We start from the raw sequence: 24416 nt of genomic DNA on the forward strand, positions 1-24416 counted from the left end.
TCAGCGGTCGATCCAGGCGGTGCCGAACCACGGCGTCGAGACCGGGGTGGTCCGGATGCCGTGCACGGCCGAGCGCACCAGGAAGTGGTTCTGCTGGTCGTACAGGGGGAGCACGGTGTCGCGCGCCAGGATCGCCTTCTGCGCCTGCTCGTACAGGTCGGCACGGTCGTCGGCGTCCGAGGTGCGGGCGGCCTGCTCGAGCAGCCGGTCGACGGCGGGGTCGTCGAGCTGGGCCAGGTTCGCGAAGTAGCCCGACGGTGCCGGTTCGATGCTCGCGCTGTCGTACAGGATGCGCAGGACGTCGGGGCCGACCTTCGTGTACGGGGCGCTGACGACGTCGTACTCGTTCGCGGCGAGGGCGGCGTACCAGCTGGACAGGTCGAGTTCGTCGAGCACGACCTTGAACCCGACGGCCTTCTCGGACGCCTGGATCTGCTGGAACAGGCTGCGCTCGGCCGGCACCGACTGGTTCGTCGAGACGGGGAACGTCACGGTGAGCTGCTGGCCGTCCTTCTCGCGGATGCCGTCGGACCCGACCTTCCACCCGGCGTCGTCGAGGAGCTGCTTCGCCTTGGTGGGGGAGTAGTCGAACCGGCTCTTCTCCGAGTACGCGAGCGGCTCCGCGCTCGAGAGCACCGAGTACGAGCGCTTCGCGGTGCCGAGGAACAGCGACTGCAGGCCGGGGTCGATCTCGGCACCGGCGATGAAGGCCTGGCGCACCGCTTCGTCGCGGAACACCCCGTGCCCGGAGTTCAGCTCGAGCCGGTTCGAGGCGCCGGGGCGCGGGGCGTCGAGGTCGCGGATGGCGCCCTTCGCCGACGCGGCCTTGAGCTGGTCGGGCTGGGCGTTGTCGATCACGTCGACCTGACCGGACTGCAGCGCGGCGTAGCGCGAGGTCGAGTCCGGCAGGAACCGCCACGTGATGCCGGACAGGCGCGGCTTCGTCGCGCCCCAGTAGTCGGTGTTCTTCGTCAGGGTGACGCGGTCGCCGTGCTTCCAACCGGTGACCTCGAAGGGGCCGGTGCCGACGGGGGACTCGCAGTTCGTCGCCTGCTTCCGTTCGAGCGCCTTCGGGGACTCCATGCCCACCCAGGGCTGCGAGAAGGACTCGAGCAGCGCGCTGTCCGGTCGGCTCAGCGTCAGCGTGACGGTGTGCTCGTCGGTGGCGGTCGCCTTCGTGATGGACTGCAGCGCCAGGTAGCCGGTGCTCGAGGCGGTGGCCGGGTCCTGCACGTGCTCGATGTTCGCCACGACCGCGGCGGCGTCGAACGGGGTGCCGTCGGTGAAGGAGACGTCGTCACGCAGGGTGAACGTCAGGGTCTTCCCGTCGTCGCTCGTGCTCCACTTCGTCGCGAGCTCCGGCGTGGGATTGCCGTCCTCGAGCCCGACCAGCTCCTCGATGTACTGCGTCGCCAGGAGCGCCTGCGGGTAGTTGCCGCCGACGTGCGGGTCGAGGCAGGTCGGTTCGGCGTCGCCGGAGGCGTAGGTGAGCGTGCCGCCGGCGACCGGGGTGCTGCTCCCGGTGCTCGTGCCCGGTCCGCTGCAGGCAGCCAGGACGAGCAGGACCGCCGAGGCGCCCGCGACGGCGGTGAGGGTTTTCTGTACTGAGTCCAAGATCATGGCTGACCGAGTCTAGCGGTTTACTGGGGCCCATGGACGAACCGATCCGCCGCGGTGGCCGACCCCGACGCTCGAGCGCCGAGGTGCTCGCGGACGCCGCCGCCGAGCTCTTCCTCGAGCAGGGGTACGGACGCACCACGGTCGACCAGATCGCCGCCCGCGCCGGGGTCAGCCGTGCGACGTTCTTCAACTACTTCCCGGCGAAGGCCGACGTGATGTGGCTCGAACTCGACGCCGCCGTCGCCGGGCTGCCCGGGTACCTCGCCGCCTCGACCGAGCCGAGCGTCGTCCGGGCCGTCGAGCAGGCGCTGCTCGCAGCAGCCCGTGCCCACGACCCCGAGCGGGTGCCGTGGGCCGTTGCGCAGGCCGAGGTCATGGGCATCGGGCCCGAGCTGGTGGCGGGCGTCGCGGTCCGGGTGACGGCGCAGCACGAGGCCGTCGCCGCCTTCGTCGCGGGCCGCACGGGGGAGCAGGCGCGCTCACTCTGGCCGCAGACGGTGTCCGGCGCGATGCTCGGTGCCGCCGCCGCGGCGTTCGGGGTGTGGGTCACCGACGGGGTCGGCCGCCGTGCGCTCGTCGAGTACGTCGCGGCGGCACTCACCCCGGTGGTCGCGGGCCTCGACGCCCGCTGACGCGCCGGCGTCTTTGCGCGACGCCGCCTCGCCCGCGTGACGCCGCCGAATCCGGCGGCGTCTCGAGCACATGGCGGCGTCAGACGGACACGCCGGCGTCTTGCGACACGAACCCCGCCGCCGGCCACCCACCCAGTCGACGCTCACTCCGTGCGCAGGGTCCCCGCGCCACCGGACGCCACGTCCGAAGCCGTGCCGTCCCGCACGACCTCGGGCACGTCGCCGTCGGTCGGCACCAGCGAATCGTCGCCCGGGTAGCTCAGGGTGAGGACGGCCTCCTCGATGTAGGGGCTGTCCTCGAGCGACTGCTCCACCTCGCGCAACCGCACCGCCACGTGTTCCTCGGTCTCGTTCCCCGTCAGGTCGACGGCCGCGACGAGGTACACCCGCGACGGCCCCACGAACTCCAGGTGCAGGTAGGTGACCCGCTCGACCTGCGACCGGCCCAGCAGCTCGACGAGCACGGCGTTCTCGAGCTCCGGGGACGTGCTCTGGCCGAGCAGGAACCGGCGGTTGCGATCGATCAGGACGATCGCGACGATCCCGAGCAGCACACCGATCGCGATGGAGCCGAGTGCGTCGAAGACCGCCAGCCCGGTGACCTGGTGCAGGAACACCCCGAGGAACGCCACGACCAGGCCGATCAGCGCCGCCGCGTCCTCGGCGAACACCGCACGGAGCGTCGGGTTCGACGACTGCAGCACGTGCCGCAGCACCGGGACCTTGCGCTTCGTCGCGGCACCGTGCGCCTGCCGGTACGCCTGCAGGAAGCTCGTGCCCTCGAGCAGGAACGCGACCCCGAGCACGACGTAGTTGAGGACGACGTCCTCGGCCGGCCCGGTGTCCCCGAACTCCGAGATGCCGTGGTAGACCGACACGATCGCACCGGCCGTGAACAGCCCGAACGCCGCGAACATCGACCAGATGTAGGTCTCGCGTCCGTACCCGAGCGGGTGTGCGGTGTCCCGCTTCCTGCCGCCCCGTCGTTCCGCGACGAGCAGGAACACCTCGTTGCCGGTGTCCGCCCAGGAGTGCGCCGCCTCGGCCACCATCGAGGCCGAACCCGACACGAGCGAGGCGATCGTCTTCGCGATCGCGACGAGCAGGTTCGCCCCGAACGCGATCAAGACGGTGACGAGTGACTCCGGGCGTTCTTCTGCGGGCATCGCTCAAGCATGCTCCCGTCCGGTAAAGTCGTGTTCCACGAGCATCGATCCGGCCATCACCGGGGAGCTTCCGGAAGAACGCGGAGCGCACCAGCGCCTCCGTCAGTAGAACCGGGCGGGTTCGGGACCGTCACCATCCCCGACACAGAGTGGTCGCACAGCGCACGTTGGGCGGCAAACGAGGTGGTACCGCGGAACCTGTTTCCGTCCTCGTGGAGATCGAGCGAACCCACAAGGAGTCCCGGTGCCGTACCCGTTGAACGCCGATGCCGATGGCGTCGTCCCCTCGCCGAGCTTCCCCGCCGTCGAGCGGGGCATCCTCGCCTTCTGGAAGCGCGACGACACCTTCCAGGCGTCCATCGACGCGCGACAGGGCTGCCCGGAGTGGACCTTCTACGACGGGCCGCCCTTCGCCAACGGTCTGCCGCACTACGGGCACCTGCTGACCGGCTACGCCAAGGACGTCTTCCCGCGCTACCAGACCATGCGCGGCAAGCAGGTGCACCGCCGCTTCGGCTGGGACACCCACGGCCTGCCCGCCGAGCTCGAGGCGATGCGCCAGCTCGGCATCACCGAGAAGCACGAGATCGACGCCATGGGCATCGACGTCTTCAACGCGGCCGCCAAGAAGTCCGTGCTGCAGTACACCGACGAGTGGCAGGAGTACGTCACCCGCCAGGCGCGCTGGGTCGACTTCGAGGACGACTACAAGACCCTCGACGTCACCTTCATGGAGAGCGTGCTCTGGGCGTGGAAGCAGCTCTGGGACAAGGGCCTCGCCTACGAGGGCTTCCGGGTCCTGCCGTACTGCTGGAACGACCAGACGCCGCTGTCCAACCACGAGCTGCGCATGGACGACGACGTCTACAAGATGCGCCAGGACCAGTCCGTCACCGTCTCGTTCCCGCTGCACGGCGACCGCGCTTCCGCGCTCGACCTGACCGGTGTGCGCGCGCTCGCCTGGACGACGACCCCCTGGACCCTCCCGACGAACGCCGCGTTGGCAGTCGGACCGGCGATCGCCTACGCGGTCGTCCCGGCAGGGCCTGGAGGCGCGGCTGACGGTGCCGACGCCGGTTCCGTCTCCTACCTGCTCGCGTCCGACACCGTGGCCGCGCACGCGAAGGAGCTCGGCTACGCCTCGGGTGACGAGGCGCTCGCCGCCGTCGCGCGCACGCTGACGGGCGCCGAGCTCGACGGCGTCGAGTACGAGCGGCTGTTCGACTTCCTAGCCGACCAGGAAGGGTACGAGAACGCTTGGCGAGTACTGGTCGCCGAGTACGTCGAGACCGGTGAGGGCACCGGCATCGTGCACCAGGCCCCGGCGTACGGTGCCGACGACCAGGAGGTCTGCGCCGCGGCCGGCATCCCCGTCGTGCTGTCGCTGGACGAGGGCGGCGTCTTCACGTCGCAGTTCGGCGAGGTCGCCGGCCTGCTCTGGTCGGACGCGAACAAGCCACTGACCAAGGCCGTCCGCGACGCCGGGCGACTGCTCCGCCAGGCGTCCTACGAGCACAGCTACCCGCACTGCTGGCGGTGCCGGAAGCCCCTCATCTACAAGGCCGTCTCGTCGTGGTTCGTCCGCGTCACCGAGCTCCGCGACCGCATGGGCCAGCTCAACCAGGACATCAACTGGGTGCCGGACAACGTCAAGGACGGCCAGTTCGGCAAGTGGGTCGGCAACGCCATCGACTGGTCGGTCTCGCGCAACCGTTACTTCGGCACGCCGATCCCGGTGTGGCAGTCCGACGACCCCGAGTACCCGCGCACCGACGTGTACGGCTCGCTCGCCGACATCGAGCGCGACTTCGGTCGCCTGCCGGTGAACGCCGAGGGCGAAGTGGACCTGCACCGGCCGTTCATCGACGACCTGACGCGGCCGAACCCCGACGACCCCACGGGCAACTCGACGATGCGCCGGATCACCGACGTGTTCGACGTGTGGTTCGACTCCGGCTCGATGCCGTACGCCCAGGTGCACTACCCGTTCGAGAACGCTGCGTGGTTCGAGTCGCACAGCCCGGCCGACTTCATCGTCGAGTACATCGGGCAGACGCGCGGCTGGTTCTACGTGATGCACGTGCTCTCCACCGCGCTGTTCGACCGGCCGGCGTTCCAGAACGTCATCAGCCACGGCATCGTCCTCGGCTCGGACGGCCAGAAGATGTCGAAGTCGCTCCGGAACTACCCGGACGTCTCCGAGGTCTTCGACCGCGACGGTGCCGACGCCATGCGCTGGTTCCTGATGTCCTCGTCGGTGATCCGCGGCGGCAACCTCGTCGTCACCGAGGAGGGCATCCGCCAGGGCGTCCGCGAGTTCATGCTGCCGCTGTGGTCGACGTACTACTTCTTCACCCTGTACGCGAACGCCTCGGGTCCCGACGGGTACCGGGCCCAGCGCCGGACCGACTCGACCGACGTGCTCGACCGGTACCTGCTCGCGAAGACCCGGGTCCTCGTCACCGACGTCCGGACGCACCTCGACGCGCTCGACACCCCGCTCGCAGCCCAGGCCGTCCGCGACTTCGCCGACGTGCTCACGAACTGGTACGTCCGCCGCTCGCGCGACAAGTTCTGGACCGGGGCCGACGCGGACGCCGGCGCCGAGACCCGTGCGGCGTTCGACACGCTGTACACCGTGCTCGAGACCCTGACCCGGGTCGCCGCCCCGCTCGCGCCGCTCGTCACCGAGGAGATCTGGAAGGCCCTGACCGGCGGACGCAGCGTCCACCTGACGGACTTCCCGGACCCCGACGAGTTCCCCGCCGACGACGCCCTCGTCGACGCGATGGACCGCGTGCGCGACGTCGCCTCGAAGGGCCTGGCGCTCCGCAAGGCCACCGGCAAGCGCGTCCGCCTGCCCCTGGCCACGCTGACCCTGGTGGTGCCGGACCCGGCCGCGGTCGAACCGTTCGCCGACATCCTGCGCGACGAGCTCAACGTCAAGCGCGTGGTGCTCGAGGCCCAGGCCGAGGAATCGCTGGCGCAGTACGGCATCGAGCGGAAGCTCACCGTGAACGCCCGCGTCGCCGGTCCCCGCATCGGCAAGCAGGTGCAGCAGGTGATCCCGGCCGCCAAGAAGGGCGACTGGACCGCGACCGACTCCGGCGTGACCGTCGGTGGCGTCGACCTGATCGAGGGCGAGTACTCACTCGACCTCACCGTGGCCGACGCCTCGGTGGCCGTGGCGTTCCTCGACGAGGGCGGTTTCGTGGTGCTCGACACCGTGACGACGCCCGAGCTCGAGGCCGAGGGGCTCGCCCGTGACGTCGTCCGCGCCGTCCAGCAGGCCCGCCGCGACGCCGACCTCGACGTCAGTGACCGCATCGCCCTGACCCTCCGGGTGGACGACACGGCCGACGGCGCGGTCCGCGCGCACCAGGAGCTCATCGCGGGGGAGACCCTGGCGACGAGCGTCGAGATCGTGCCCCTCGGGGCGGACGACACCACCACCGACGTCGGTGACGGTGCGAAGGTATCCGTGGAGGTAGCACGCGCATGAGTGACCACGACCAGTACGACGACCACGAGGCGAACGAGGAGTTCGTCGGACACGACGAGCTCGACGGTCACGGTGTTGATGGGCGCAGTGAGGACGGCATCCGGATCCCGGTCGGCCCCTCCGGCGACGCTCCAGCCGACGCCGTGCCCTACGGCGGCGACGACGACGAGGTCCGCCGCGTCGAGGCCGCCCTGTACGCCCGCATCGGCGAACAGGCCCCCGAGCGCCGGCTGACCGCCACGCGCCGCGCCGTCGAGCTGCTCGGCGACCCGCACCTGGCGTACCCGGTGATCCACGTGACGGGCACGAACGGCAAGACGTCGACCGCGCGCACCATCGAGAGCATCGTCCGGGCCCACGGCCTGCGCACCGGCCTGATGACGAGCCCGCACCTGGTGTCGATCCGGGAGCGCATCGTGGTCGACGGTCAGCCGATCGCGGCGGACCGGTTCGTCGAGAACTGGGACGACATCGCCCCGGTGCTCGAGATCACCGACCGCGAGCTCGCCGACAAGGGCGAACTCCCGCTGACCTTCTTCGAGGCGCTCACGGTCCTCGCCCTGGCGTGCTTCGCCGAGGCCCCGGTGGACGTCGCCGTGATCGAGGTCGGCATGGGCGGCGAGTGGGACTCCACCAACGTCGTGCAGAGCCAGGTGTCGGTGTTCACGCCGATCGCCATCGACCACACGAAGCAGCTCGGTGCCACCGTGGCCGAGATCGCCCGCACCAAGTCGGGCATCGTCAAGCCGTCGTCCGCCGTGGTCTCGAGTCGGCAGGTCCCCGAGGCCCTCGCCGAACTCGAGCGTGCCGCCGAGCTCACCGAGTCCACCCTGGCTGTTGAAGGCATGGGCCCCTTCGAGCCGGTCACTGACCGTCGCGGAGCGGCGGGCAGTCCGAGCTTGCAGGGAGGATTCAGCGTCGTCGATGTCACCCCGGCCGTGGGAGGACAGCTCATCACCGTGCAGGGCATCGCCGGCCGCTACGACGACCTGTTCCTCCCGCTGTTCGGCCGGCACCAGGCCGAGAACGCCGCCGTGGCGATCGCGGCGGTCGAGTCGTTCCTCGGTCGCGGGGCCCAGGCCCTCGACGAGGACGTCCTGTCCGAGGGCATCGCCGGCACGACCAGCCCCGGCCGCCTTCAGCCCATCGCGACCGACCCGACCGTCGTCGTCGACGCCGCGCACAACCCGCACGGTGCGAAGGCCCTGGCCGATGCCCTGCCGGTGGCGTTCCCGTCCGAGCACGTCGTCGGCGTCGTCGGGATCCTCGGCGACAAGGACGCCCGCGGGTTCGTCCGCGCGCTCAAGGACACCGTCGCGACGTTCGTCGTGACGCAGCCGCCGGGGGAGCGAGCGCTCGACGCGGACGAGTTCGCCCGGGTCGTCGTCGACGAGGTCGGCGAGGACCGCGTCGTCGTCGAGCCGTCCCTGGCGTCCGCACTGCAGGAAGCGCGCAGCCTGGCCGACGAGGCCGACGCCGAGGACGCCCTCGTGCTCGTCGCGGGCTCCATCGTGATGGTGGGCGCGGTCATGGACCTCGTGCACCGCGAAGGCGAGGCGAAGTGACGGACGCACCAGGGGCCTCCCGGCCGGGCCGCGCACCGCGCACCCGGAAGCCGCGCCGCGAACGCGGGGCGCAGGAGAGCCTGCTCTCGATCACGCTCGTGCTCGAGGCGATCATGTTCTTCTTCCCCATGCTCGTCGTCTTCGGCAAGGGCACGCTGCCGCCCGCCGCGGCCTTCGGCGGGGGCATCGGCGCGATCATCGTCCTCGCAGCTGCCTCACGTCTGACGGGCAACCGGGCCGGTGTATGGTTCGGGTGGCTGCTGCAGGCGGCCATCCTCGCCACCGGGTTCATCGAACCGTTCATGTTCGCGGTCGCCGTGGTGTTCCTGGCGCTGTGGGTCTTCTGCTTCGTCAAGGGCGGTCAACTGGACCGTCAGAACGCCGCGCGCCGAGCGGCCATGGGCGAGGACTGACCACCACATTCGACCCCGAACACAGGGAGTACTGCGTGTCCGACTTCGAAGAGACCCTCGTCCTCGTCAAGCCCGACGGCGTCGCCCGCCAGCTGACCGGTGAGATCCTCCGCCGGATCGAGGCGAAGGGCTACGAGCTCGTCGACCTGAAGATGCTCACCGCACCGCGCGACCTGCTCGACGCGCACTACGAGGAGCACCAGGGCAAGCCGTTCTTCGAGCCGCTCGTCGAGTTCATGCAGTCCGGTCCCGTCGTCGCCGTGCGCGTCGCCGGCAACGGTGCGATCGCGGGCTTCCGCTCGCTCGCCGGCACCACCGACCCGACCTCGGCCGCGCCCGGCACCATCCGTGGTGACCTGGGCCGCGACTGGGGCCTCAAGGTGCAGCAGAACCTGGTCCACGGTTCGGACAGCCCTGAGTCGGCCGCGCGCGAGCTCGCGCTCTGGTTCGCCTGAGCGACGGGGACGACGTGACGAACAACGACCGACCCACCAAGAACGAGCGGCGTCAGCACGCCCGAGAGGTCGCACGCCAGCGCGCGGACGCCGAGAAGCGCCGCAAGCGCCGCAACAAGTGGTTCCTGCAGGGCGGCATCGGCCTGGGCATCGTGGCGATCGCCGCGATCATCGCGATCGTCGTGGTGAACGTGAACAACGCGCCCGTGGTGTCCGCAGCCGGGCCGAAGAACATGGCCACCGGCGCGATCCAGTTCACCGGCCAGGACGGCAAGGTCACCCCGGTGACCACGCCGGCCGTCTCCCCGACGGGCTCGGCCTCGCCGGTCCCGACGGCGAACAGCGACGGTGCCGTGACGGTCACCGAGTACGTCGACTGGGCCTGCCCGGTCTGCAAGCAGTTCGAGGCGGCCTACTCCGACCAGATCCTCGACAAGGTGAAGTCGGGTGACGCGACCCTGGCGATCCAGCCGGTGTCGATCCTGGACCGCAGCTACGCGGGCTCCCGCTACGCCAGCCGTGCCGCGAACGCCGCCATGTGCGTGGCGAACTACGCACCGGACAAGTTCCTCGACGTGCAGACGCAGTTCTTCGAGAACCAGCCGGCCGAGGGCACCAAGGGCCTGACCAACTCCGAGATCGCGAAGCTCGTCAAGGCGGGCGGCGCGACCGGTTCGGACCTGTCCCAGTGCCTGTCGTCCGAGCAGTTCAAGGGCTGGGTGACGAAGTCGACGCAGGCCGTCACCACGAACGAGGCGCTCGCGGGCACGCAGGGCTTCGGCACGCCGACGATCGTCGTCGACGGCAAGCGCCTGGACGACCTGAGCACCGTCATCACCGCGATCGACGCCGCGGCGAAGTAGCACTCCCCGCACGACCGACGGCCCTCGCTCCCATCCGGGAGCGGAGGCCGTTCGTCGTGAGGGGGGCTAGGACGTTTCGCCGTGCTCCCGGACGAAGGCCGCGAACGCGTCGACGTCGGCGAGGGACGCCGCGCCGTCCGCGTTGTACTGCTCGCCGTCGACGATGATCGTCGGCGTGCTCGTGATCCCGTCGAGCGACGAGTTCGGCACCGGGTCGTTCATCGCCCGGTTCGTGGCGTCGGCGACCCACCCGACGAAGTCCTGCCGGGTGATGCACGGTGTCACGGCTGGGTCCGTCGCTCCGGCTTCGCGCGCGAGCGACGCCAGCTCGTCGTTCGTGAGTCCGCGCGTGCTCTCCGAGGGCTGGTGGTCGTAGAGCGAGCTGTTGAAGGCCAGGAACGCGTCCGGGTCGTGGTCCGCGACGCACGCGGCAGCCGCAGCGGAGCGGGTCGAGTACCGCGATCCGAGCGACACGCGGTCGAGCAGCCCGAGCGGATGCAGCTCGAGGGTGGCGGTGCCGTCCTCGACCCACTGCCGGATCCGGGGCATCTGGGCCGTCTCGAACTGGTTGCAGTACGGGCACATGTAGTCCGCGTAGATCGTGATCGCGGTCTTCGAGCCGTCCTGCTCGGTCGGCGTCGGGGTCCCGCCGTCGGGCACCGCGCGCGTCTCGACGGGCACGATCCTGCCGTGCACCCCGGTGAGCAGGACGCCGTCGCTCGCCGCGTTCCGCGGACCCGGCCCGGCGGGCTGCACGGAGTTCGCGATGACCAGGACGACCACCGCGACCACCGCGAGGCCCCCGACGATGATCCCGCTGATGCCGAGGGTGCGGAGGCGACGACGGCGCGACTGCTCCGCCGCCCGTGCCGCTCGCGCACGTTCCCGTGCGGCGTCCCGGCGCGCCCTGCTGCTCTCGATCTCGCTCATCGATCCCGAGCGTAGGGGCAGCGGGGACGGCTCAGAAGCTGGTGAGGACCGCGGGGAACTTGATGATGATCGTGACGATGATGACCAGGTAGTTCGCCAGCGCGAACGCCCAGCTGAAGGGCAGGAGCGACCGCCCGACACGCTGTGCCCCGGCGCCGAAGCGACCCTGGGCGGCGTTCCAGATCGTGAACACCCAGAACATCGGGATCGTCATCGACCAGACGAGCATGCACCACGGGCACAGCGCGCCGATGACGAACACGGTCTGCGTGAACAGCCAGGTCACGAACACCCACGCCAGGAAGACCCCGGCGTTGAAGACGATCCAGAACCAGCGCGAACCGTTCCGGAACCCGGCGAGCAGCAGCACGGCGACCGCGATCGGGGCGACGAACCCCATGACGCCGAGCAGCGGGTTCGGGAACCCGAACAGGTGCCCCTGCCAGCTGGCCATCACGTCGGAGCAGTTGATGAACGGGTTCACGTCACAGCTCAGGACGGCCTTCGGGTTCTCGTACTTCGTGAACTCGTCGAGGACGAGCCGGAACGATCCGAACAGGCCGACGATCCCGGTGACGAGCAGGAAGACCGCCATCGCGATCGGACGACGGGGGGCAGGTGCAGACGCGGTCACGCGGTCATCATCGCATGCGGGTTCCGGTGCTTTCCGGGTGCGGCATGCGATAATGCCTGGAGGTCGTGCGGCCAACCGCACACCGAAGAGAGCTTTCCGAGTGACGCCCCACCGGGCCGAACCCGGACGATCCGGTGCGGTGAGAGCGCACTGTGGTCGGGCAGCGTCACTCCGATGCCGAGCCGGAACGGGCCGGGTGCCCGGACCGGAACGGGCGCGGACGCAACGAGAAGTTGACGCGGACCGATCACGAGACAGCGAGCGCGGGGGCGTCGACGCCGCCCGCCACGACACAGAATTCCCGCCACCCGAAAGGGTGCGAGTGGGGCCGAGGAGTGCACCAGTCCATGGTGGAGCAGAACAACGACAACACGACCAACGACGAGAACGCGCCGAAGCGCCGGAGCCGCCTGTTCGGCGGTCGCCGCGCCCGGTCGTCCGGCCAGGAGGCCCGTGGGGGCGCCGAGCAGGCACCCCACGCCGACGAGACCCTCGCGCTGACGGGCGGCGCTGACGCCCGTCCCGCGGCCAGCGTCGCGTCGGCCGGTTCGCCGGACTCTCCCGATTCGCCGGACTCGCCCGACTCCCCGGCGTCGCCCGTCGAGCCGACCGACACCGGGGCGGTCTCCGTCGCGGTCGAGGCCGTCGCCGACAGCGGTGCCGAGCCGCACGACGTGAGCACGCTGACCGGCGACCTGCCGGTCGTGACGGGCGACCGGTCGGCCACCGCGACCGACGGGGCGGACGCGGACCGCGCCTCCCGTCCGGCCGACGCCGCACCGACGGCCGAGGTGAGCGGCGACGCCGCACCCGCCGACGAGCCGTTCGTGCCGAAGGCCACGAGCACGCTCAGCCTGATCTTCCACGCGCCGGTGCTGCCGGAGCTGCCGCAGCGCGCGCCCCGGTTCGAGCGTGACCGCGACCGTGACCGCGACGAGGACGACCGCTACGACCGCGAGGACCGCTTCGACCGCGACCGTGACGACCGCGACGACCAGGGCGGCTCGCGCCGTCGCTCGCGTCGCCGTGGTTCGAGCGCCGACCGCGAGGCCCGCGAGCCGCGCGACCACCAGGAGCCGCGCCGCCGCGAGCCGGAGCTCATCACCGAGCCGCAGCGCATCAAGGGCTCGACCCGGCTCGAGGCGAAGAAGCAGCGCCGTCGTGACGGCCGCGACGCCGGACGCCGCCGCCAGGTGGTCAGCGAGGACGAGTTCCTCGCCCGCCGCGAGAGCGTCGACCGCCAGATGATCGTCCGCTCCAGCTCGTCGACGATCGAGATCGGCGTGCTCGAGGACGGCATCCTCGCCGAGCACTACATCACCAAGTCCGAGAACGTGTCGCTCATCGGCAACGTCTACCTCGGCAAGGTGCAGAACGTCCTGCCCTCGATGGAGGCGGCGTTCGTCGACATCGGTCGTGGCCGGAACGCCGTGCTCTACGCCGGTGAGGTCGACTGGAACTCCGTCGAGACCGGCAACCACGGTCGCCGGATCGAAGCAGCACTCAAGCCGGGCGACAAGGTCCTCGTGCAGGTCACGAAGGACCCGGTCGGCCACAAGGGTGCCCGCCTCACCAGCCAGATCTCGCTGCCGGGTCGCTACCTGGTCTACGTGCCGAACGGCTCGATGAACGGGATCTCGCGCAAGCTGCCGGACACCGAGCGTGCCCGACTGAAGAAGATCCTGAAGGAGGTCCTGCCGGAGCACGCGGGCGTCATCGTGCGCACCGCCGCCGAGGGCGCGACCGAGGAGCAGCTCACCCGCGACGTGCAGCGCCTGACCAGCCAGTGGGAGGCCATCCAGAAGAAGGTCGCCGGTGGTCACGCACCGGTCATGCTGCACTCCGAGCCGGACCTGCTCATCAAGATCGTCCGTGACGTCTTCAACGAGGACTTCACGAAGCTGATCATCGACGGCGAGGCCGCCGGCGGCACCATCGACGAGTACCTGTCGGCCGTGGCCCCGGACCTCAAGGACCGCGTCGTCCGCTACGAGGGCCCGGACTCCTTCGAGGAGTTCCGCCTCAACGAGCAGATCGACAAGGCGCTCGACCGCAAGGTCTGGCTGCCCTCCGGTGGTTCGCTCGTCATCGACCGCACCGAGGCCATGACGGTCGTCGACGTCAACACGGGCAAGTTCGTCGGCTCCGGCGGCAACCTCGAGGAGACGGTCACGAAGAACAACCTCGAAGCCGCCGAGGAGCTCGTCCGCCAGCTCCGCCTGCGCGACATCGGCGGCATCATCGTCGTCGACTTCATCGACATGGTGCTCGAGGAGAACCGCGACCTCGTGCTCCGCCGCCTGGTCGAGTGCCTGAGCCGCGACCGCACGAAGCACCAGGTCGCCGAGATCACCTCGCTCGGCCTCGTGCAGATGACCCGCAAGAAGATCGGTGTCGGCCTGCGCGAGTCCCTCGACGAGGTCAACGCGAAGATCAACGACAACAACGCCGACCCGGGCCCGAGCAAGGGCCGTCGCAAGGGCCGCGGCGGGAACGGCAACGAGAACGGCCGATCCGACAACGGCAACGGCAACGGTGGCAAGGGGAACTCCGGTTCCTCGGGGCAGTCGAACGGTGCCTCCGGCCAGGCGCACCAGATCACCGACGACGTGAAGAACGCGCTGTCGCGGATCGCCGCCTCGACCCTCTCGCACGACGAACAAGAGGCCGCAGCAGCTGCCGTGACCGCGACCGCGACGGAGGCCACGGCACCGTCGTCGGCCGACGCGTCGACCGGCCCGGACAGCACGGGTGGCGAGCAGCCGACCGGTTCGAAGCGTCGTCGCCGTGGCCGTGGCGGCCGCGGGGCAGAGCAGCAGAGCGGAGACCAGCAGGGCGGCGACCAGCAGGCCGCTGCCGACGCTCGGGCCACCGATGCACTGCAGGCACCCGCTGCCGAGCAGTCGGACCCGTCTGGGTCGTCGGTCACCGCTGAGCCCGCCGTGATCGTCGAGCCCGAGGCGCGCGCGCCGAAGGTCGCTGCTCCGGCCGTCACCGAGCCCGCAGCCGCACCGAAGGCGAAGGCCCCGGCCCGCCGTCGCGTGAGCTCGAGCGCCACCGTGACGCCGACCGACAACACCGTGGCGATCCTGGACATCCCGATCGCCGCGGCGCCCAAGCGCGAGCCCCGCGCGGTCGCCCCGGACGCCGAGTCCCTGCTCGACTCGGTGCTCCAGGCGCTCCCGGAGCCGAAGCAGCCCGGACAGGGGCGCTCGCGCTCCCGCCGGGTCTCGTCGCCGAGCATCAGCGCTCCCGCCACGCCGACGGAGGAGTCGACCGACGACGCCGACGGCTCCGACGGCTCCGTGATCCTGGGGAACTGACGTGTCGAACCCGGGCGACCCGCAGCAGCAGCGTGGGTACTACGGTGCGGGCTGGTCCCAGCCCGCACCGCCCGGCCCGGGTGCCCAGCAGCCCGGCGGCCCGGTGCCGCCGCAGCAGGGCGGCGTGCCGCAGTACGGGCGTCAGCCCGGTGCCGGCGCGCCGTACGCCCCGCCGCGGCCGCCCCGTGCCCCGGCCGACCCCCGCCGGGCCTTCGCGCCCGGCGCCTCGGTGACGAACACGGCCGGTGCGCTCATCGCCGTGGTGGCCCTGGTGCTCGTCGAGTTCGTGTCCGGGCTCTTCGGGCTGCTCGGCACCTCGCTCGTGGTCAGTCCGTTCCGGCACTACGGCGCCGGCACGAGCCTGCTCGGCAGCTTCACGACCGGGGTCTTCGTGGCTCCGTTCCCGTACTACGTCGGCGCGTTCCTGGCCCTGGCGTTCCTGACGCCGATCGACCGCCGCAGCCCGCTGCCGAGGCTCCTGCTCCGCGTGGTCCTCGCCGGCGCCGCGGGCACGGTGGCCCTGATGCTCGTCGGGGTCTTCACCGGCTCGTTCGGAGCGGCCACCGCCGGCGGCTCCCAGCTCGTCATCGACGTGCTCACGCGACCGCTGCAGAACGGTCTGCCGTTCACCGTGATGCTCCTGGCGACCGCCACGGCAGCTTGGCTCTGGCTCGGTCGGCCGCGCCGCGGACGTGGCTCGTCGACGACCCCGGGGATGCCGGGCACCGTCCGACCCGCCGACGCGGTCCCACCCTCGACGATCCAGCCGCAGGCACCACAGCAGCCACAGCAGCAGCAGCCGGCACCGTACGGGCAGGGGCGCGTGCAGCCCGACCCCCACGGCCAGTACGGCGGCCAGTACGGCGCCGGGCCACGCCCAGACCAGCAGCAGCCCCCGGCGAACCCCTGGGGCGGTCCAGCGCCCCGCTGAGCCCGTTCGCGCGGCCCTGCGAGCCGGCGGCGCACCGTGCGCGGTGCCGGGCGGGGCGGACGCACGCCGCGCCTCCCGGGCGTCCGGACGGGCGGTCAGAGACCGCGCTTGTCCCGCTGCGCCACGCGCAGCCCACTGCGGATCAACCGCAGCACGAGCTCGCGACCGGTCACGGCCGAGGCGCCAGCGGCCACCAGTTCGTCGTACCGCGAGAGCGGGACGTCGTAGTGGTCGTGGTCGAACGCACGGCGCGGCACACCGGCCCGCGCAGCGAACGCGTGGAGTTCCGCGTAGGATTCATCACTGACGAGGTGCGACCACAGTGTGTCGTGGGCGGGCCACGTCGGTGGGTCGATCAACACGGTCACCGTGCAATCGTACGGGTGTCGCCGTTTGACCGGACCCAGGGTGATCGAGTATTCTCGGTCCCTGGTGTCAGCGGGCCGTTCTGCCTGCGTCGCCGATCGGGCCCGGCCTTCCGGGAGCCGCTCGTGCAGAAGTGGGCACCCGAGACTTCCCTCAAGCAGAGTTACGTAAGGATTTCCACGTGGTTTACGCAGTAGTGCGCGCCGGCGGCCGTCAGGAGAAGGTCGAGGTCGGCACCATCCTGACCATCGACCGTGCCAAGGCGGACGACAAGGGCAACATCGACCTCGCCCCCGTGCTCCTCGTGGACGGTGACAAGATCACGTCGGCGGCTTCCGAGCTCGCGAACGTGACCGTCACCGCCGAGGTGCTCGACGACCTCCGTGGTCCCAAGGTCATCATCCAGAAGTTCAAGAACAAGACCGGGTACAAGAAGCGCCAGGGTTTCCGCGCTGAGCTGACCCGCGTCAAGATCACCAAGATCGCGTAAGGGAGTCAACTCATGGCACACAAGAAGGGTGCGAGTTCCACTCGCAACGGTCGTGACTCGAACGCACAGCGCCTCGGCGTGAAGCGCTTCGGTGGCGAGGTCGTCAACGCCGGCGAGATCATCGTCCGCCAGCGCGGCACGCACTTCCACCCGGGCGCCAACGTCGGCCGCGGTGGCGACGACACGCTGTTCGCCCTCTCGTCCGGTTCGGTCGAGTTCGGCACCAAGGGTGGCCGCAAGGTCATCAACATCGTCAACGCGTAGTCGTTCGAGCGACTGCAGCTGGAGGGGCGGGCCGAGTGCCCGCCCCTCCTTCGCTTTTCCCGCCGACGATCCCGTCGGCACAACGAAACACCTGGAGTGGACCCATGGCGACCTTCGTCGACCGCGTGACCCTGCACCTCAGCGCGGGGCACGGCGGCAACGGCTGCGTGTCGGTCCGCCGTGAGAAGTTCAAGCCCCTCGCCGGGCCCGACGGCGGCAACGGCGGTGACGGTGGCGACATCGTGCTCGTGGCCGACCCGCAGGTGACGACGCTGCTCGGCTACCACCGTTCGCCGCACCGCTCGTCGAAGAACGGGCAGCCCGGCATGGGTGATCACCGCAGCGGTGTCAGCGGCGAGGTCCTCGAACTCCCGATGCCCGTCGGCACCGTGGTGTACGACGAGTCCGGCGAGGTCATCGCCGACCTCACCGAGCCCGGCATGCGCGTCGTCGTGGCCCCTGGTGGACAGGGCGGCCTCGGCAACGCGGCGCTCTCCACCACGAAGCGCAAGGCCCCCGGCTTCGCGCTGCTCGGCACCGAGGGCTGGGCGGGGGACATCAGCCTCGAGCTGAAGACCATCGCCGACGTGGCCCTCGTCGGGTTCCCGAGCGCCGGCAAGTCCTCGCTGATCGCGGCCGTCTCCGCCGCCAAGCCGAAGATCGCGGACTACCCCTTCACGACCCTCACCCCGAACCTCGGTGTCGTCGAGTCCGGTGACACCCGCTTCACCGTCGCCGACGTCCCCGGTCTGATCGAGGGCGCGTCCGAGGGCAAGGGCCTGGGGCTCGAGTTCCTGCGCCACGTCGAGCGGTGCGAGGCGCTGCTCCACGTCATCGACTGCGCCACGCTCGACCCGGGCCGCGACCCGATCAGCGACCTCGACGTCATCCTCGGCGAGCTCGAGCGCTACCCGGTCCCCGAGGGCCAGGTGCCGCTGCTCGAGCGCCCGCAGCTCATCGCCCTGAACAAGATCGACGTGCCCGAGGCGCAGGAGCTCGCCGAGTTCGTCACCGCCGAGCTCGAGGGCCGGGGCTACCGGGTCTTCCCGATCTCCACGGCGTCCCGCAAGGGGCTCCGCGAGCTGACGTTCGCCCTGGCCGACATCGTCGAGCAGGCCCGCGCCGCCCGTGCGGCCGAGCCGGTCCCGGAGCGCATCGTGCTCCGCCCCCGCTCGGTCAACGAGAAGCCGTTCACCGTGCGCGCCGAGGGCGGCGAGGAGCACCGCTTCTACCGCGTCCGCGGCGCCAAGCCGGAGCGCTGGGTCCAGCAGACCGACTTCACCAACGAAGAGGCGATCGGCTACCTGGCCGACCGGCTCGCGAAGCTCGGCGTCGAGGACGGCCTGTTCAAGGCCGGAGCCGTCGCCGGCTCCACCGTCGTCATCGGTGGCGACGGCGGCATGGTGTTCGACTGGGAGCCCACGCTCACGTCGACCGCGGAGCTCATCACGAGCGCCCGTGGCACCGACGCGCGCATCGGTGCGACGTCGCGTCCGACCCGCAACGAGCGGCGCGAAGAGTACTTCGAGCGGATGGACGCCAAGGCGGCCGCCCGTGCCGAGCTCGAGCAGGAGCGCGTCTCCGGGCTCTGGGTGGACGACGAGGTGGTGACCAGCGACCAGCTCGGCACCGGCGACCAGTTCGACGCCGACCAGGTCGAGACCAGCGACCAGAAGGACTGACCGCGGCATGACCGACACGACCGCCCGCACCGACCTCGGACCCGTCACACGGCGCGAGGACATCCCGCGTGCGCGGCGGATCGTGGTCAAGGTCGGCTCGTCCTCGGTCAGCGGTGACGCCGCCGGCCAGATCGGCCCCCTGGTGGACGCGCTGGCTGCCGCCTACGGCCGGGGGACCGAGGTCGTGCTCGTGTCGTCCGGTGCGATCGCGACCGGGTTCCCGTTCCTCGGACTCGAGGGCCGTCCTGACGACCTCGCCACGCAGCAGGCTGCGGCCGCCACCGGGCAGAACGTCCTGATGTTCCGGTACCAGAAGGAACTCGACCGGCACGGTGTCGTCGCGGCGCAGATCCTGCTCACCGCGGGTGACCTGCAGAACCCCACGCACCGGGTGAACGCCCAGCGCGCCATCGACCGCTTGCTCGCGCTGCGGGTGCTGCCGATCGTGAACGAGAACGACACCGTCGCCACGCACGAGATCCGCTTCGGCGACAACGATCGGCTCGCGGCCCTGGTGGCTCGGCTGCTCGGCGCCGATGCCCTCGTGCTGCTCTCCGACGTCGAGGCGCTCTACACGGCACCCCCGGAGCAGCCCGGCGCGACCCGCATCGACGAGGTGCCGTTCGGCGACGAGCTCGCCGGGGTCACCTTCGGCTCGATCGGCACCGCCGGCGTCGGCACCGGGGGAGCGGGGACCAAGGTCGCCGCCGCACGGCTCGCGGCCGAGGCGGGCACCGCGGTGCTCGTGACCGACACGGCGCTGGTCGACCGCGCGCTGGCGGGCGAACACCTCGGTACCTGGTTCCACGCCGCACCGCATTCCTGACGCAGCCCGCACCGCGCCCGGAGCGGCGGCAGCGAGTGGTCACGACTCCCCGTCGGGACGGTGCCGACTGGTCGGAGACCGTCGGTGTGGGCGTCGCCGAGCGACGGTCTGTGACCGCTCGCGTGGCGCAGGACGACGTGTCGTGACCGGTCGGTGGGGTGGACGCGACCGCCTGGAGGCCCGGCGCCGGTCCCGGAGACCGGTGCCGGGCCTCCAGGCGGTCACGGCTCACCGACGGGACGCGGTTGTGTGGTCGGGAACCGTCGGCGCGGGCGTCACGGAGCGACGATCGGTGACCGCTCGGCAGGCGGGTGACGACGTGTCGTGACCGGTCGGTGGGGCGGACCGGGCCTGGAGGCACGGCGAGCGTCCCGCACGCCCGTCACGAACCGAGGGGCGGACCTACAATCGGTCCATGTCGTCGATCGCGCCCGCCCCGACCCTCACCGACAAACTCGTGGCGGCACGGGCCGCCTCGTCGGCGCTCGCGACCGCGACGACCGCCGTCAAGGACGCCGCCCTCGGCGCGATCGCCTCGGCGGTGCGTGCCGCGACCGACGAGATCGTCGCCGCGAACCACGACGACCTCGTCGCCGGCGAGGACGGCGGGCTCTCGTCCGGGCTGCTCGACCGGCTGCGACTCGACCCCGTCCGGATCGAGGCCCTCGCCGCCGCGGTCGAACACGTCGTCGGGCTGACCGACCCCGTGGGGGAGCACGTGCGCGGGTCGCAGCTGCCGAACGGACTCCAGCTCACCCAGGTGCGCGTGCCGTTCGGTGTCGTCGGGGCGATCTACGAGGCACGCCCGAACGTCACCGTCGACATCGCCTCGCTCGCGCTCAAGTCGGGCAACGCCGTCGTGCTCCGTGGCGGATCGGCGGCCCAGCACACGAACGCCGTGCTCGTCGCCCGGATCCAGGACGCGGTCGAGTCGGTCGGCCTGCCCCGCGACCTGGTGCAGACCATCGACGAGTTCGGCCGCGCCGGTGCCACCGAGCTCATGCGGGCACGGGGCCTGGTCGACGTGCTGATCCCGCGGGGGAGCGCCGCACTCATCCAGACCGTCGTCACCGAGTCGCAGGTGCCCGTCATCGAGACCGGTGCGGGCGTCGTGCACGTGTTCCTCGACGCGTCCGCGCCCGAGCAGCGTGCGGTCGACATCGTCCTGAACAGCAAGGTGCAGCGGCCGAGCGTGTGCAACGCCCTCGAGACCCTCCTGGTGCACGAGGCCGCGGCCGAACGGCTCCTGCCGCTGCTGGCCGACCGGCTGCGGGCGTCCGGTGTCACGCTGCGCGGTGACGACGCCACGCGGGCGATCGTGCCCGGGGTGCTCCGCGCCACCGACGACGACTGGGCGACCGAGTCGATGGACCTCGACCTGTCGATCCGCGTCGTGACCGACGTCGACGCGGCGACGGCGCACATCGCCCGGTGGTCGACGCACCACACGGAGTCGATCGTGACGAACGACGTCGACACCGCCGAACGGTTCCTGGCGACCGTCGACTCGGCGGTCGTGATGGTGAACGCCTCGACCCGGTTCACCGACGGCGGCGAGTTCGGTTTCGGGGCAGAGGTCGGCATCTCGACGCAGAAGCTGCACGCGCGCGGTCCGATGGGCCTGCCGGAGCTGACGAGCACGAAGTGGATCGTGCGCGGCTCCGGGCAGATCCGCGGCTAGACTGAACGGCGTCTTTCCCCGACCGAACGGAGCACGAACGATGACCCTCCTCGCAGAAGCTGCTGAGCACGCCTCCGGGGCGCCCGCGTTCGTGTTCCCCATGGTCGGCGCCCTCTTCTTCATCTTCCTCGGCTTCGTGACCTGGAGCTTCCGCGACGTGGCCTACCGCCACTCTCAGAAGTTCGAGGCCACCCGCCACCACGAGACGGGTGTCGACGAGTTCGGTCACACCAAGATCTGACCGACCACTCGATGCTCGAGACCACCGGACGGCCACGCATCGGCGTGATGGGTGGCACGTTCGACCCCATCCACCACGGGCACCTGGTCGCGGCGTCCGAGGTGGCGCGGGCGTTCGACCTCGACGAGGTCGTCTTCGTCCCCACCGGACAGCCGTACATGAAGTCCGACGTCACCGACGCCGAGCACCGGTACCTGATGACCGTGATCGCCACCGCGTCGAACCCGATGTTCACCGTCAGCCGCGTGGACATCGACCGCCCGGGGCCGACGTACACCGTCGACACCCTGCGGGACCTGCACGAACAACGGCCGGATGCCCAGCTCGTCTTCATCTCGGGCGCAGACGCCGTTCAGCAGATCGTCGACTGGAAAGACCATGATGGTCTCTGGGACCTCGCGCACTTCGTGGCCGTGACGCGTCCGGGACACGCCTTGAGCCTCACCGGATTGCCCGAGCGGGACGTAAGCTTGCTCGAAGTCCCTGCACTGGCCATATCCTCGACGGATTGCCGTGACCGGGTTCGACGGGGGTTCCCCGTCTGGTACTTGGTTCCCGACGGTGTCGTCCAGTACATCTCCAAGCACCATCTGTATCGGAGCGTTGCATGAGTTCGTCCGACGCGCAGCCGCCCCTGTCGCGGCGCCAGGCGCGCGAGCGGGAGCGTGCCGCCGCGGCCGGTTCGCAGCCCGCGACGCCGCCCCCGACCGTCGCCGCACCCGCCGCCGAGACCCCCGAGTCCCGTCGTCGCCCCGGGTCGCACGTCGCCCCGGCCCCCGGTGGCCCCGCCCAGTCGTCCGCACCGGCATCGGCGCAGACTCACCCCGGGTCCGCCCCGTCCGTCCCGGCGTCGGCACCCGCGGCCGGTGTGCCGCCGTTCCCGCCTGCTTCGGCGACCGAGATCGTCCCCGGCAGCGGCGGGCTCACCCGACGGCAGATCCGGCAGCTGCGTGCCGCCGAGCGTCAGGCGGTCCTGCCGGTCCCGCTGCAGAACCCCACGCCCCAGTCGTCCGACCGCACCGTCGAGGACGTCCTCGGGTCGGTGGACACGATCGACCCCTCCGCCGCGCCGCAGAGCGCTCCGGACGCCGAGGCCGCGCACGACGAGCAGCCCGCTGCCCCGACGGTCCTCGACCAGGCCGCGGTCGCCCAGGCCACCGAGGCCGACGGGTCCCCGGACGCGCTCGAGCCCCTCGAGGAGGCCGCTGCGCACGCCGAGGAGCCCCGCCGCCACCGGTCGACGTGGTCGCCGCCCGCCGACGTCACCGAGTCCGACGCGTCCGCGACCGACGTCCCGGAGTCTGGAGCGCCGGAGACCGACGCCCCGGCGGGCGACGTCCCCGAGTCCGACGCTCCTGCGGACGAGACGACCGACGTCGCACCGGCGGACGAGTCGTCCGAGGACGCTCCGGCCCGGTCTGCCGACGACGCTCCCGCTCCCGCTGCCGGGTCGCAGCCCGCCGTCACGCCGGTCCCGATCCCGACGAACGCCGCCGCAGCGACCCCCGCGGTGTTCCCGCTCTCGCTCGACGCCGAGGACGACGACACCAACGAGGTGCCGCTGCCCGAGCCCGCGACCGAGGCCCCGAAGGTCCCCGCGGCGTTCCAGCGTCCGACCGAGCCGAAGCCGGTGACCACGGCCTTCGCGCCGCCCGCCGGCCACTGGTCGCAGCAGGCGCACGACTCGAACGACTCCGAGGTGCACGACGCCGAGACGGGCACCCGCCGCGTCGCGGTGACGAACACGAACGCGATCATCCTGCCGAACTCGGCCCTGGCCGACCCCACCGGTGCGCTCAACGCGACGGGCGAGGTGATCCTGACCGGGTCGATCGACCTGCCGGCGTCGCTGTCGTCGACGGGGTCGCACCGGCCGATCGACGGCGCCGAGGTCGACCGCCTGCTCGAGCAGCAGGACGAGCAGCCCGAGACCGACGCCAGCCCGGTGCGGGCCAGCCGCGCGGTGTCCAGCCACACCTCGACCCGTCAGGTCGTGCTCGCCGCCGCCAAGCCGAAGGAGTCGCGTACGCCGCTGATCCTCGGTGTGACGGTCGGCGCGGTCGGGTTGGCCGCGGCCGGCGTCATCATCACCGCACTGCTCACCACCCACGCGTTCGGCGGCTGACCGCTGCCGTCCTCGACGTCCGTTCTCCACCACCCCGCCGACCCTGGCCTGGCCGCTGTCGGCGGGGTGGCTTATGATCGTGACCCATCAAGCGAACCGGCTGCCCGTCGGTTCGACGACCGGAAGGAATCCGTGACCGCCTCCACTCGCGCACTGGAACTCGTGCAGGCCGCAGCACTCGCGGCCGACGCCAAGCAGGCCGAGGACCTCGTCGCTCTCGACGTGACCGGGCCGTTGCAGCTCACGGACGTGTTCCTGCTCGCAACCGGTCGGAACGAGCGCAACGTGCAGTCCATCGCCGATGCCGTCGAGGAACGCCTCCTCGAGCTCGGTGCCAAGACGCTCCGCCGCGAAGGCCGTACCGAGGGCCGTTGGGTCCTGATCGACTTCGGCGAGATCATCGTGCACGTCTTCCACGACGAAGACCGCCAGTACTACTCACTCGAGCGTCTCTGGGCCGACTGCCCGACGATCCCGCTCGAGCTCCCGGTGGACCACACCGCCTGATCAGCGACGCGCCCGGGTGACGGCTTCGATTTCGTTGCCCGGCGTTCGCATGGTGTACGCTTCTATGGTGCCTCCGGGGAACCGGTTGGTACGGAAGCAGCACGATCTGGGTCTGTGGCGCAGCTGGTAGCGCACCTGCATGGCATGCAGGGGGTCAGGGGTTCGAGTCCCCTCAGATCCACCCTCAACCCCGTCGTTCC

22 protein-coding genes and 1 tRNA gene are annotated in these 24416 nt (G+C 71.0%); 18 read left to right on the plus strand and 5 right to left on the minus strand.

The genetic code is table 11. The features are described 5' to 3' along the window. Complete coding sequence (locus tag DEJ19_RS05825) at positions 1 to 1620, minus strand: ABC transporter substrate-binding protein (RefSeq protein ID WP_111234008.1); 1620 nt, start codon at positions 1618 to 1620, stop codon at positions 1 to 3. Positions 1621 to 1652: 32 nt separating this feature from the next. Between DEJ19_RS05825 and DEJ19_RS05830 the strand changes: the two genes are divergently transcribed. Then, positions 1653 to 2252, plus strand: coding sequence for an acyl-CoA-like ligand-binding transcription factor (locus DEJ19_RS05830; RefSeq protein WP_110864855.1), 600 nt, complete (start codon positions 1653 to 1655; stop codon positions 2250 to 2252). A 143-nt stretch (positions 2253 to 2395) separates the two neighbouring features. Here DEJ19_RS05830 and DEJ19_RS05835 read toward each other — a convergent pair whose 3' ends face one another. Continuing rightward, a complete protein-coding gene (locus DEJ19_RS05835; RefSeq protein WP_111234007.1) occupies positions 2396 to 3418 on the minus strand; it encodes a cation diffusion facilitator family transporter in 1023 nt (340 codons plus the stop codon). 244 nt (positions 3419 to 3662) lie between these two features. Between DEJ19_RS05835 and ileS the strand changes: the two genes are divergently transcribed. The 5 genes from ileS to DEJ19_RS05860 are packed head-to-tail and all read left to right on the plus strand — an operon-like array spanning position 3663 to position 10216. Continuing rightward, positions 3663 to 6920, plus strand: a complete 3258-nt coding sequence (ileS, locus tag DEJ19_RS05840) for an isoleucine--tRNA ligase (RefSeq protein ID WP_111234006.1) — start codon at positions 3663 to 3665, stop codon at positions 6918 to 6920. Next, entirely contained in the window at positions 6917 to 8485 is a 1569-nt protein-coding gene (locus DEJ19_RS05845) for a bifunctional folylpolyglutamate synthase/dihydrofolate synthase (RefSeq protein ID WP_181441610.1), read from the plus strand. The genes ileS and DEJ19_RS05845 overlap by 4 nt, the downstream gene beginning before the upstream one ends. Next, on the plus strand, positions 8482 to 8898 hold the full coding sequence (locus tag DEJ19_RS05850) for a DUF4233 domain-containing protein (RefSeq protein WP_111234005.1): 417 nt from the start codon (positions 8482 to 8484) through the stop codon (positions 8896 to 8898). Before DEJ19_RS05845 ends, DEJ19_RS05850 begins: the two co-directional genes overlap by 4 nt. 35 nt (positions 8899 to 8933) lie before the next feature. Then, positions 8934 to 9353 carry a nucleoside-diphosphate kinase gene (gene ndk, locus DEJ19_RS05855; protein ID WP_017885984.1) on the plus strand — a complete coding sequence of 140 codons (420 nt, stop codon included), beginning with the start codon at positions 8934 to 8936 and terminating at the stop codon, positions 9351 to 9353. A gap of 14 nt (positions 9354 to 9367) precedes the next feature. Beyond that, entirely contained in the window at positions 9368 to 10216 is an 849-nt protein-coding gene (locus DEJ19_RS05860) for a DsbA family protein (protein ID WP_111039262.1), read from the plus strand. 66 nt (positions 10217 to 10282) lie between these two features. Here DEJ19_RS05860 and DEJ19_RS05865 read toward each other — a convergent pair whose 3' ends face one another. Further along, the gene (locus DEJ19_RS05865) at positions 10283 to 11146 is read right to left on the minus strand and encodes a DsbA family protein (protein ID WP_111234004.1); all 864 of its coding nucleotides are present in this window, start codon (positions 11144 to 11146) and stop codon (positions 10283 to 10285) included. 31 nt (positions 11147 to 11177) lie between these two features. Beyond that, positions 11178 to 11780, minus strand: a complete 603-nt coding sequence (locus tag DEJ19_RS05870; RefSeq protein ID WP_239001455.1) for a vitamin K epoxide reductase family protein — start codon at positions 11778 to 11780, stop codon at positions 11178 to 11180. Positions 11781 to 12127: 347 nt separating this feature from the next. Between DEJ19_RS05870 and DEJ19_RS05875 the strand changes: the two genes are divergently transcribed. Further along, positions 12128 to 15103, plus strand: a complete 2976-nt coding sequence (locus DEJ19_RS05875; protein ID WP_181441609.1) for an Rne/Rng family ribonuclease — start codon at positions 12128 to 12130, stop codon at positions 15101 to 15103. Position 15104: 1 nt separating this feature from the next. Beyond that, positions 15105 to 16034 carry a hypothetical protein gene (locus DEJ19_RS05880; RefSeq protein WP_111234003.1) on the plus strand — a complete coding sequence of 310 codons (930 nt, stop codon included), beginning with the start codon at positions 15105 to 15107 and terminating at the stop codon, positions 16032 to 16034. Between the two features lie 95 nt (positions 16035 to 16129). Here DEJ19_RS05880 and DEJ19_RS05885 read toward each other — a convergent pair whose 3' ends face one another. Further along, complete coding sequence (locus DEJ19_RS05885; RefSeq protein WP_071405560.1) at positions 16130 to 16402, minus strand: DUF4031 domain-containing protein; 273 nt, start codon at positions 16400 to 16402, stop codon at positions 16130 to 16132. Positions 16403 to 16581: 179 nt separating this feature from the next. Here DEJ19_RS05885 and rplU point away from each other — a divergent pair, with 179 nt between their 5' ends. The 10 genes from rplU (at position 16582) to DEJ19_RS05935 (ending at position 24397) form a co-directional block, all read left to right on the plus strand. Beyond that, positions 16582 to 16890: a 50S ribosomal protein L21 gene (gene rplU / locus DEJ19_RS05890; protein ID WP_027464715.1), complete on the plus strand. Its 309-nt coding sequence runs from the start codon at positions 16582 to 16584 to the stop codon at positions 16888 to 16890. Positions 16891 to 16902: 12 nt separating this feature from the next. Next, entirely contained in the window at positions 16903 to 17154 is a 252-nt protein-coding gene (gene rpmA / locus DEJ19_RS05895; RefSeq protein ID WP_017885976.1) for a 50S ribosomal protein L27, read from the plus strand. Positions 17155 to 17258: 104 nt separating this feature from the next. Then, complete coding sequence (gene obgE, locus DEJ19_RS05900; RefSeq protein WP_111054875.1) at positions 17259 to 18836, plus strand: GTPase ObgE; 1578 nt, start codon at positions 17259 to 17261, stop codon at positions 18834 to 18836. Positions 18837 to 18843: 7 nt separating this feature from the next. Continuing rightward, positions 18844 to 19662 (plus strand): glutamate 5-kinase, encoded by an 819-nt coding sequence (gene proB, locus DEJ19_RS05905; RefSeq protein ID WP_258376045.1) that lies wholly within the window; start codon positions 18844 to 18846, stop codon positions 19660 to 19662. 415 nt (positions 19663 to 20077) lie between these two features. After that, positions 20078 to 21343, plus strand: a complete 1266-nt coding sequence (locus DEJ19_RS05910) for a glutamate-5-semialdehyde dehydrogenase (protein ID WP_111234002.1) — start codon at positions 20078 to 20080, stop codon at positions 21341 to 21343. Between the two features lie 40 nt (positions 21344 to 21383). Beyond that, a complete protein-coding gene (locus DEJ19_RS05915; RefSeq protein WP_035807661.1) occupies positions 21384 to 21584 on the plus strand; it encodes a hypothetical protein in 201 nt (66 codons plus the stop codon). Positions 21585 to 21595: 11 nt separating this feature from the next. Then, complete coding sequence (gene nadD / locus DEJ19_RS05920) at positions 21596 to 22195, plus strand: nicotinate-nucleotide adenylyltransferase (RefSeq protein ID WP_027464719.1); 600 nt, start codon at positions 21596 to 21598, stop codon at positions 22193 to 22195. Next, complete coding sequence (locus DEJ19_RS05925; protein WP_284176590.1) at positions 22192 to 23709, plus strand: hypothetical protein; 1518 nt, start codon at positions 22192 to 22194, stop codon at positions 23707 to 23709. Before nadD ends, DEJ19_RS05925 begins: the two co-directional genes overlap by 4 nt. Before the next feature lie 132 nt (positions 23710 to 23841). Continuing rightward, on the plus strand, positions 23842 to 24216 hold the full coding sequence (rsfS, locus tag DEJ19_RS05930; RefSeq protein ID WP_027464721.1) for a ribosome silencing factor: 375 nt from the start codon (positions 23842 to 23844) through the stop codon (positions 24214 to 24216). A 108-nt stretch (positions 24217 to 24324) separates the two neighbouring features. After that, positions 24325 to 24397: transfer RNA gene (locus DEJ19_RS05935), tRNA-Ala, on the plus strand. Positions 24398 to 24416 lie beyond the last annotated feature (19 nt).

This window comes from Curtobacterium sp. MCSS17_016 (assembly GCF_003234255.2).
Classification (GTDB): domain Bacteria; phylum Actinomycetota; class Actinomycetes; order Actinomycetales; family Microbacteriaceae; genus Curtobacterium; species Curtobacterium flaccumfaciens.

Excerpts from the sequence above, each read along its gene's own strand:
- DEJ19_RS05825 (WP_111234008.1), bottom strand. The coding sequence starts at position 1,620 with ATGATCTTGGACTCAGTACAGAAAACCCTCACCGCCGTCGCGGGCGCC.
- DEJ19_RS05830 (WP_110864855.1), top strand. The coding sequence starts at position 1,653 with ATGGACGAACCGATCCGCCGCGGTGGCCGACCCCGACGCTCGAGCGCC.
- DEJ19_RS05835 (WP_111234007.1), bottom strand. The coding sequence starts at position 3,418 with ATGCCCGCAGAAGAACGCCCGGAGTCACTCGTCACCGTCTTGATCGCG.
- DEJ19_RS05845 (WP_181441610.1), top strand. The coding sequence starts at position 6,917 with ATGAGTGACCACGACCAGTACGACGACCACGAGGCGAACGAGGAGTTC.
- DEJ19_RS05865 (WP_111234004.1), bottom strand. The coding sequence starts at position 11,146 with ATGAGCGAGATCGAGAGCAGCAGGGCGCGCCGGGACGCCGCACGGGAA.
- DEJ19_RS05875 (WP_181441609.1), top strand. The coding sequence starts at position 12,128 with ATGGTGGAGCAGAACAACGACAACACGACCAACGACGAGAACGCGCCG.
- rpmA (WP_017885976.1), top strand. The coding sequence starts at position 16,903 with ATGGCACACAAGAAGGGTGCGAGTTCCACTCGCAACGGTCGTGACTCG.
- obgE (WP_111054875.1), top strand. The coding sequence starts at position 17,259 with ATGGCGACCTTCGTCGACCGCGTGACCCTGCACCTCAGCGCGGGGCAC.
- proB (WP_258376045.1), top strand. The coding sequence starts at position 18,844 with ATGACCGACACGACCGCCCGCACCGACCTCGGACCCGTCACACGGCGC.
- DEJ19_RS05910 (WP_111234002.1), top strand. The coding sequence starts at position 20,078 with ATGTCGTCGATCGCGCCCGCCCCGACCCTCACCGACAAACTCGTGGCG.
- DEJ19_RS05915 (WP_035807661.1), top strand. The coding sequence starts at position 21,384 with ATGACCCTCCTCGCAGAAGCTGCTGAGCACGCCTCCGGGGCGCCCGCG.
- nadD (WP_027464719.1), top strand. The coding sequence starts at position 21,596 with ATGCTCGAGACCACCGGACGGCCACGCATCGGCGTGATGGGTGGCACG.
- DEJ19_RS05925 (WP_284176590.1), top strand. The coding sequence starts at position 22,192 with ATGAGTTCGTCCGACGCGCAGCCGCCCCTGTCGCGGCGCCAGGCGCGC.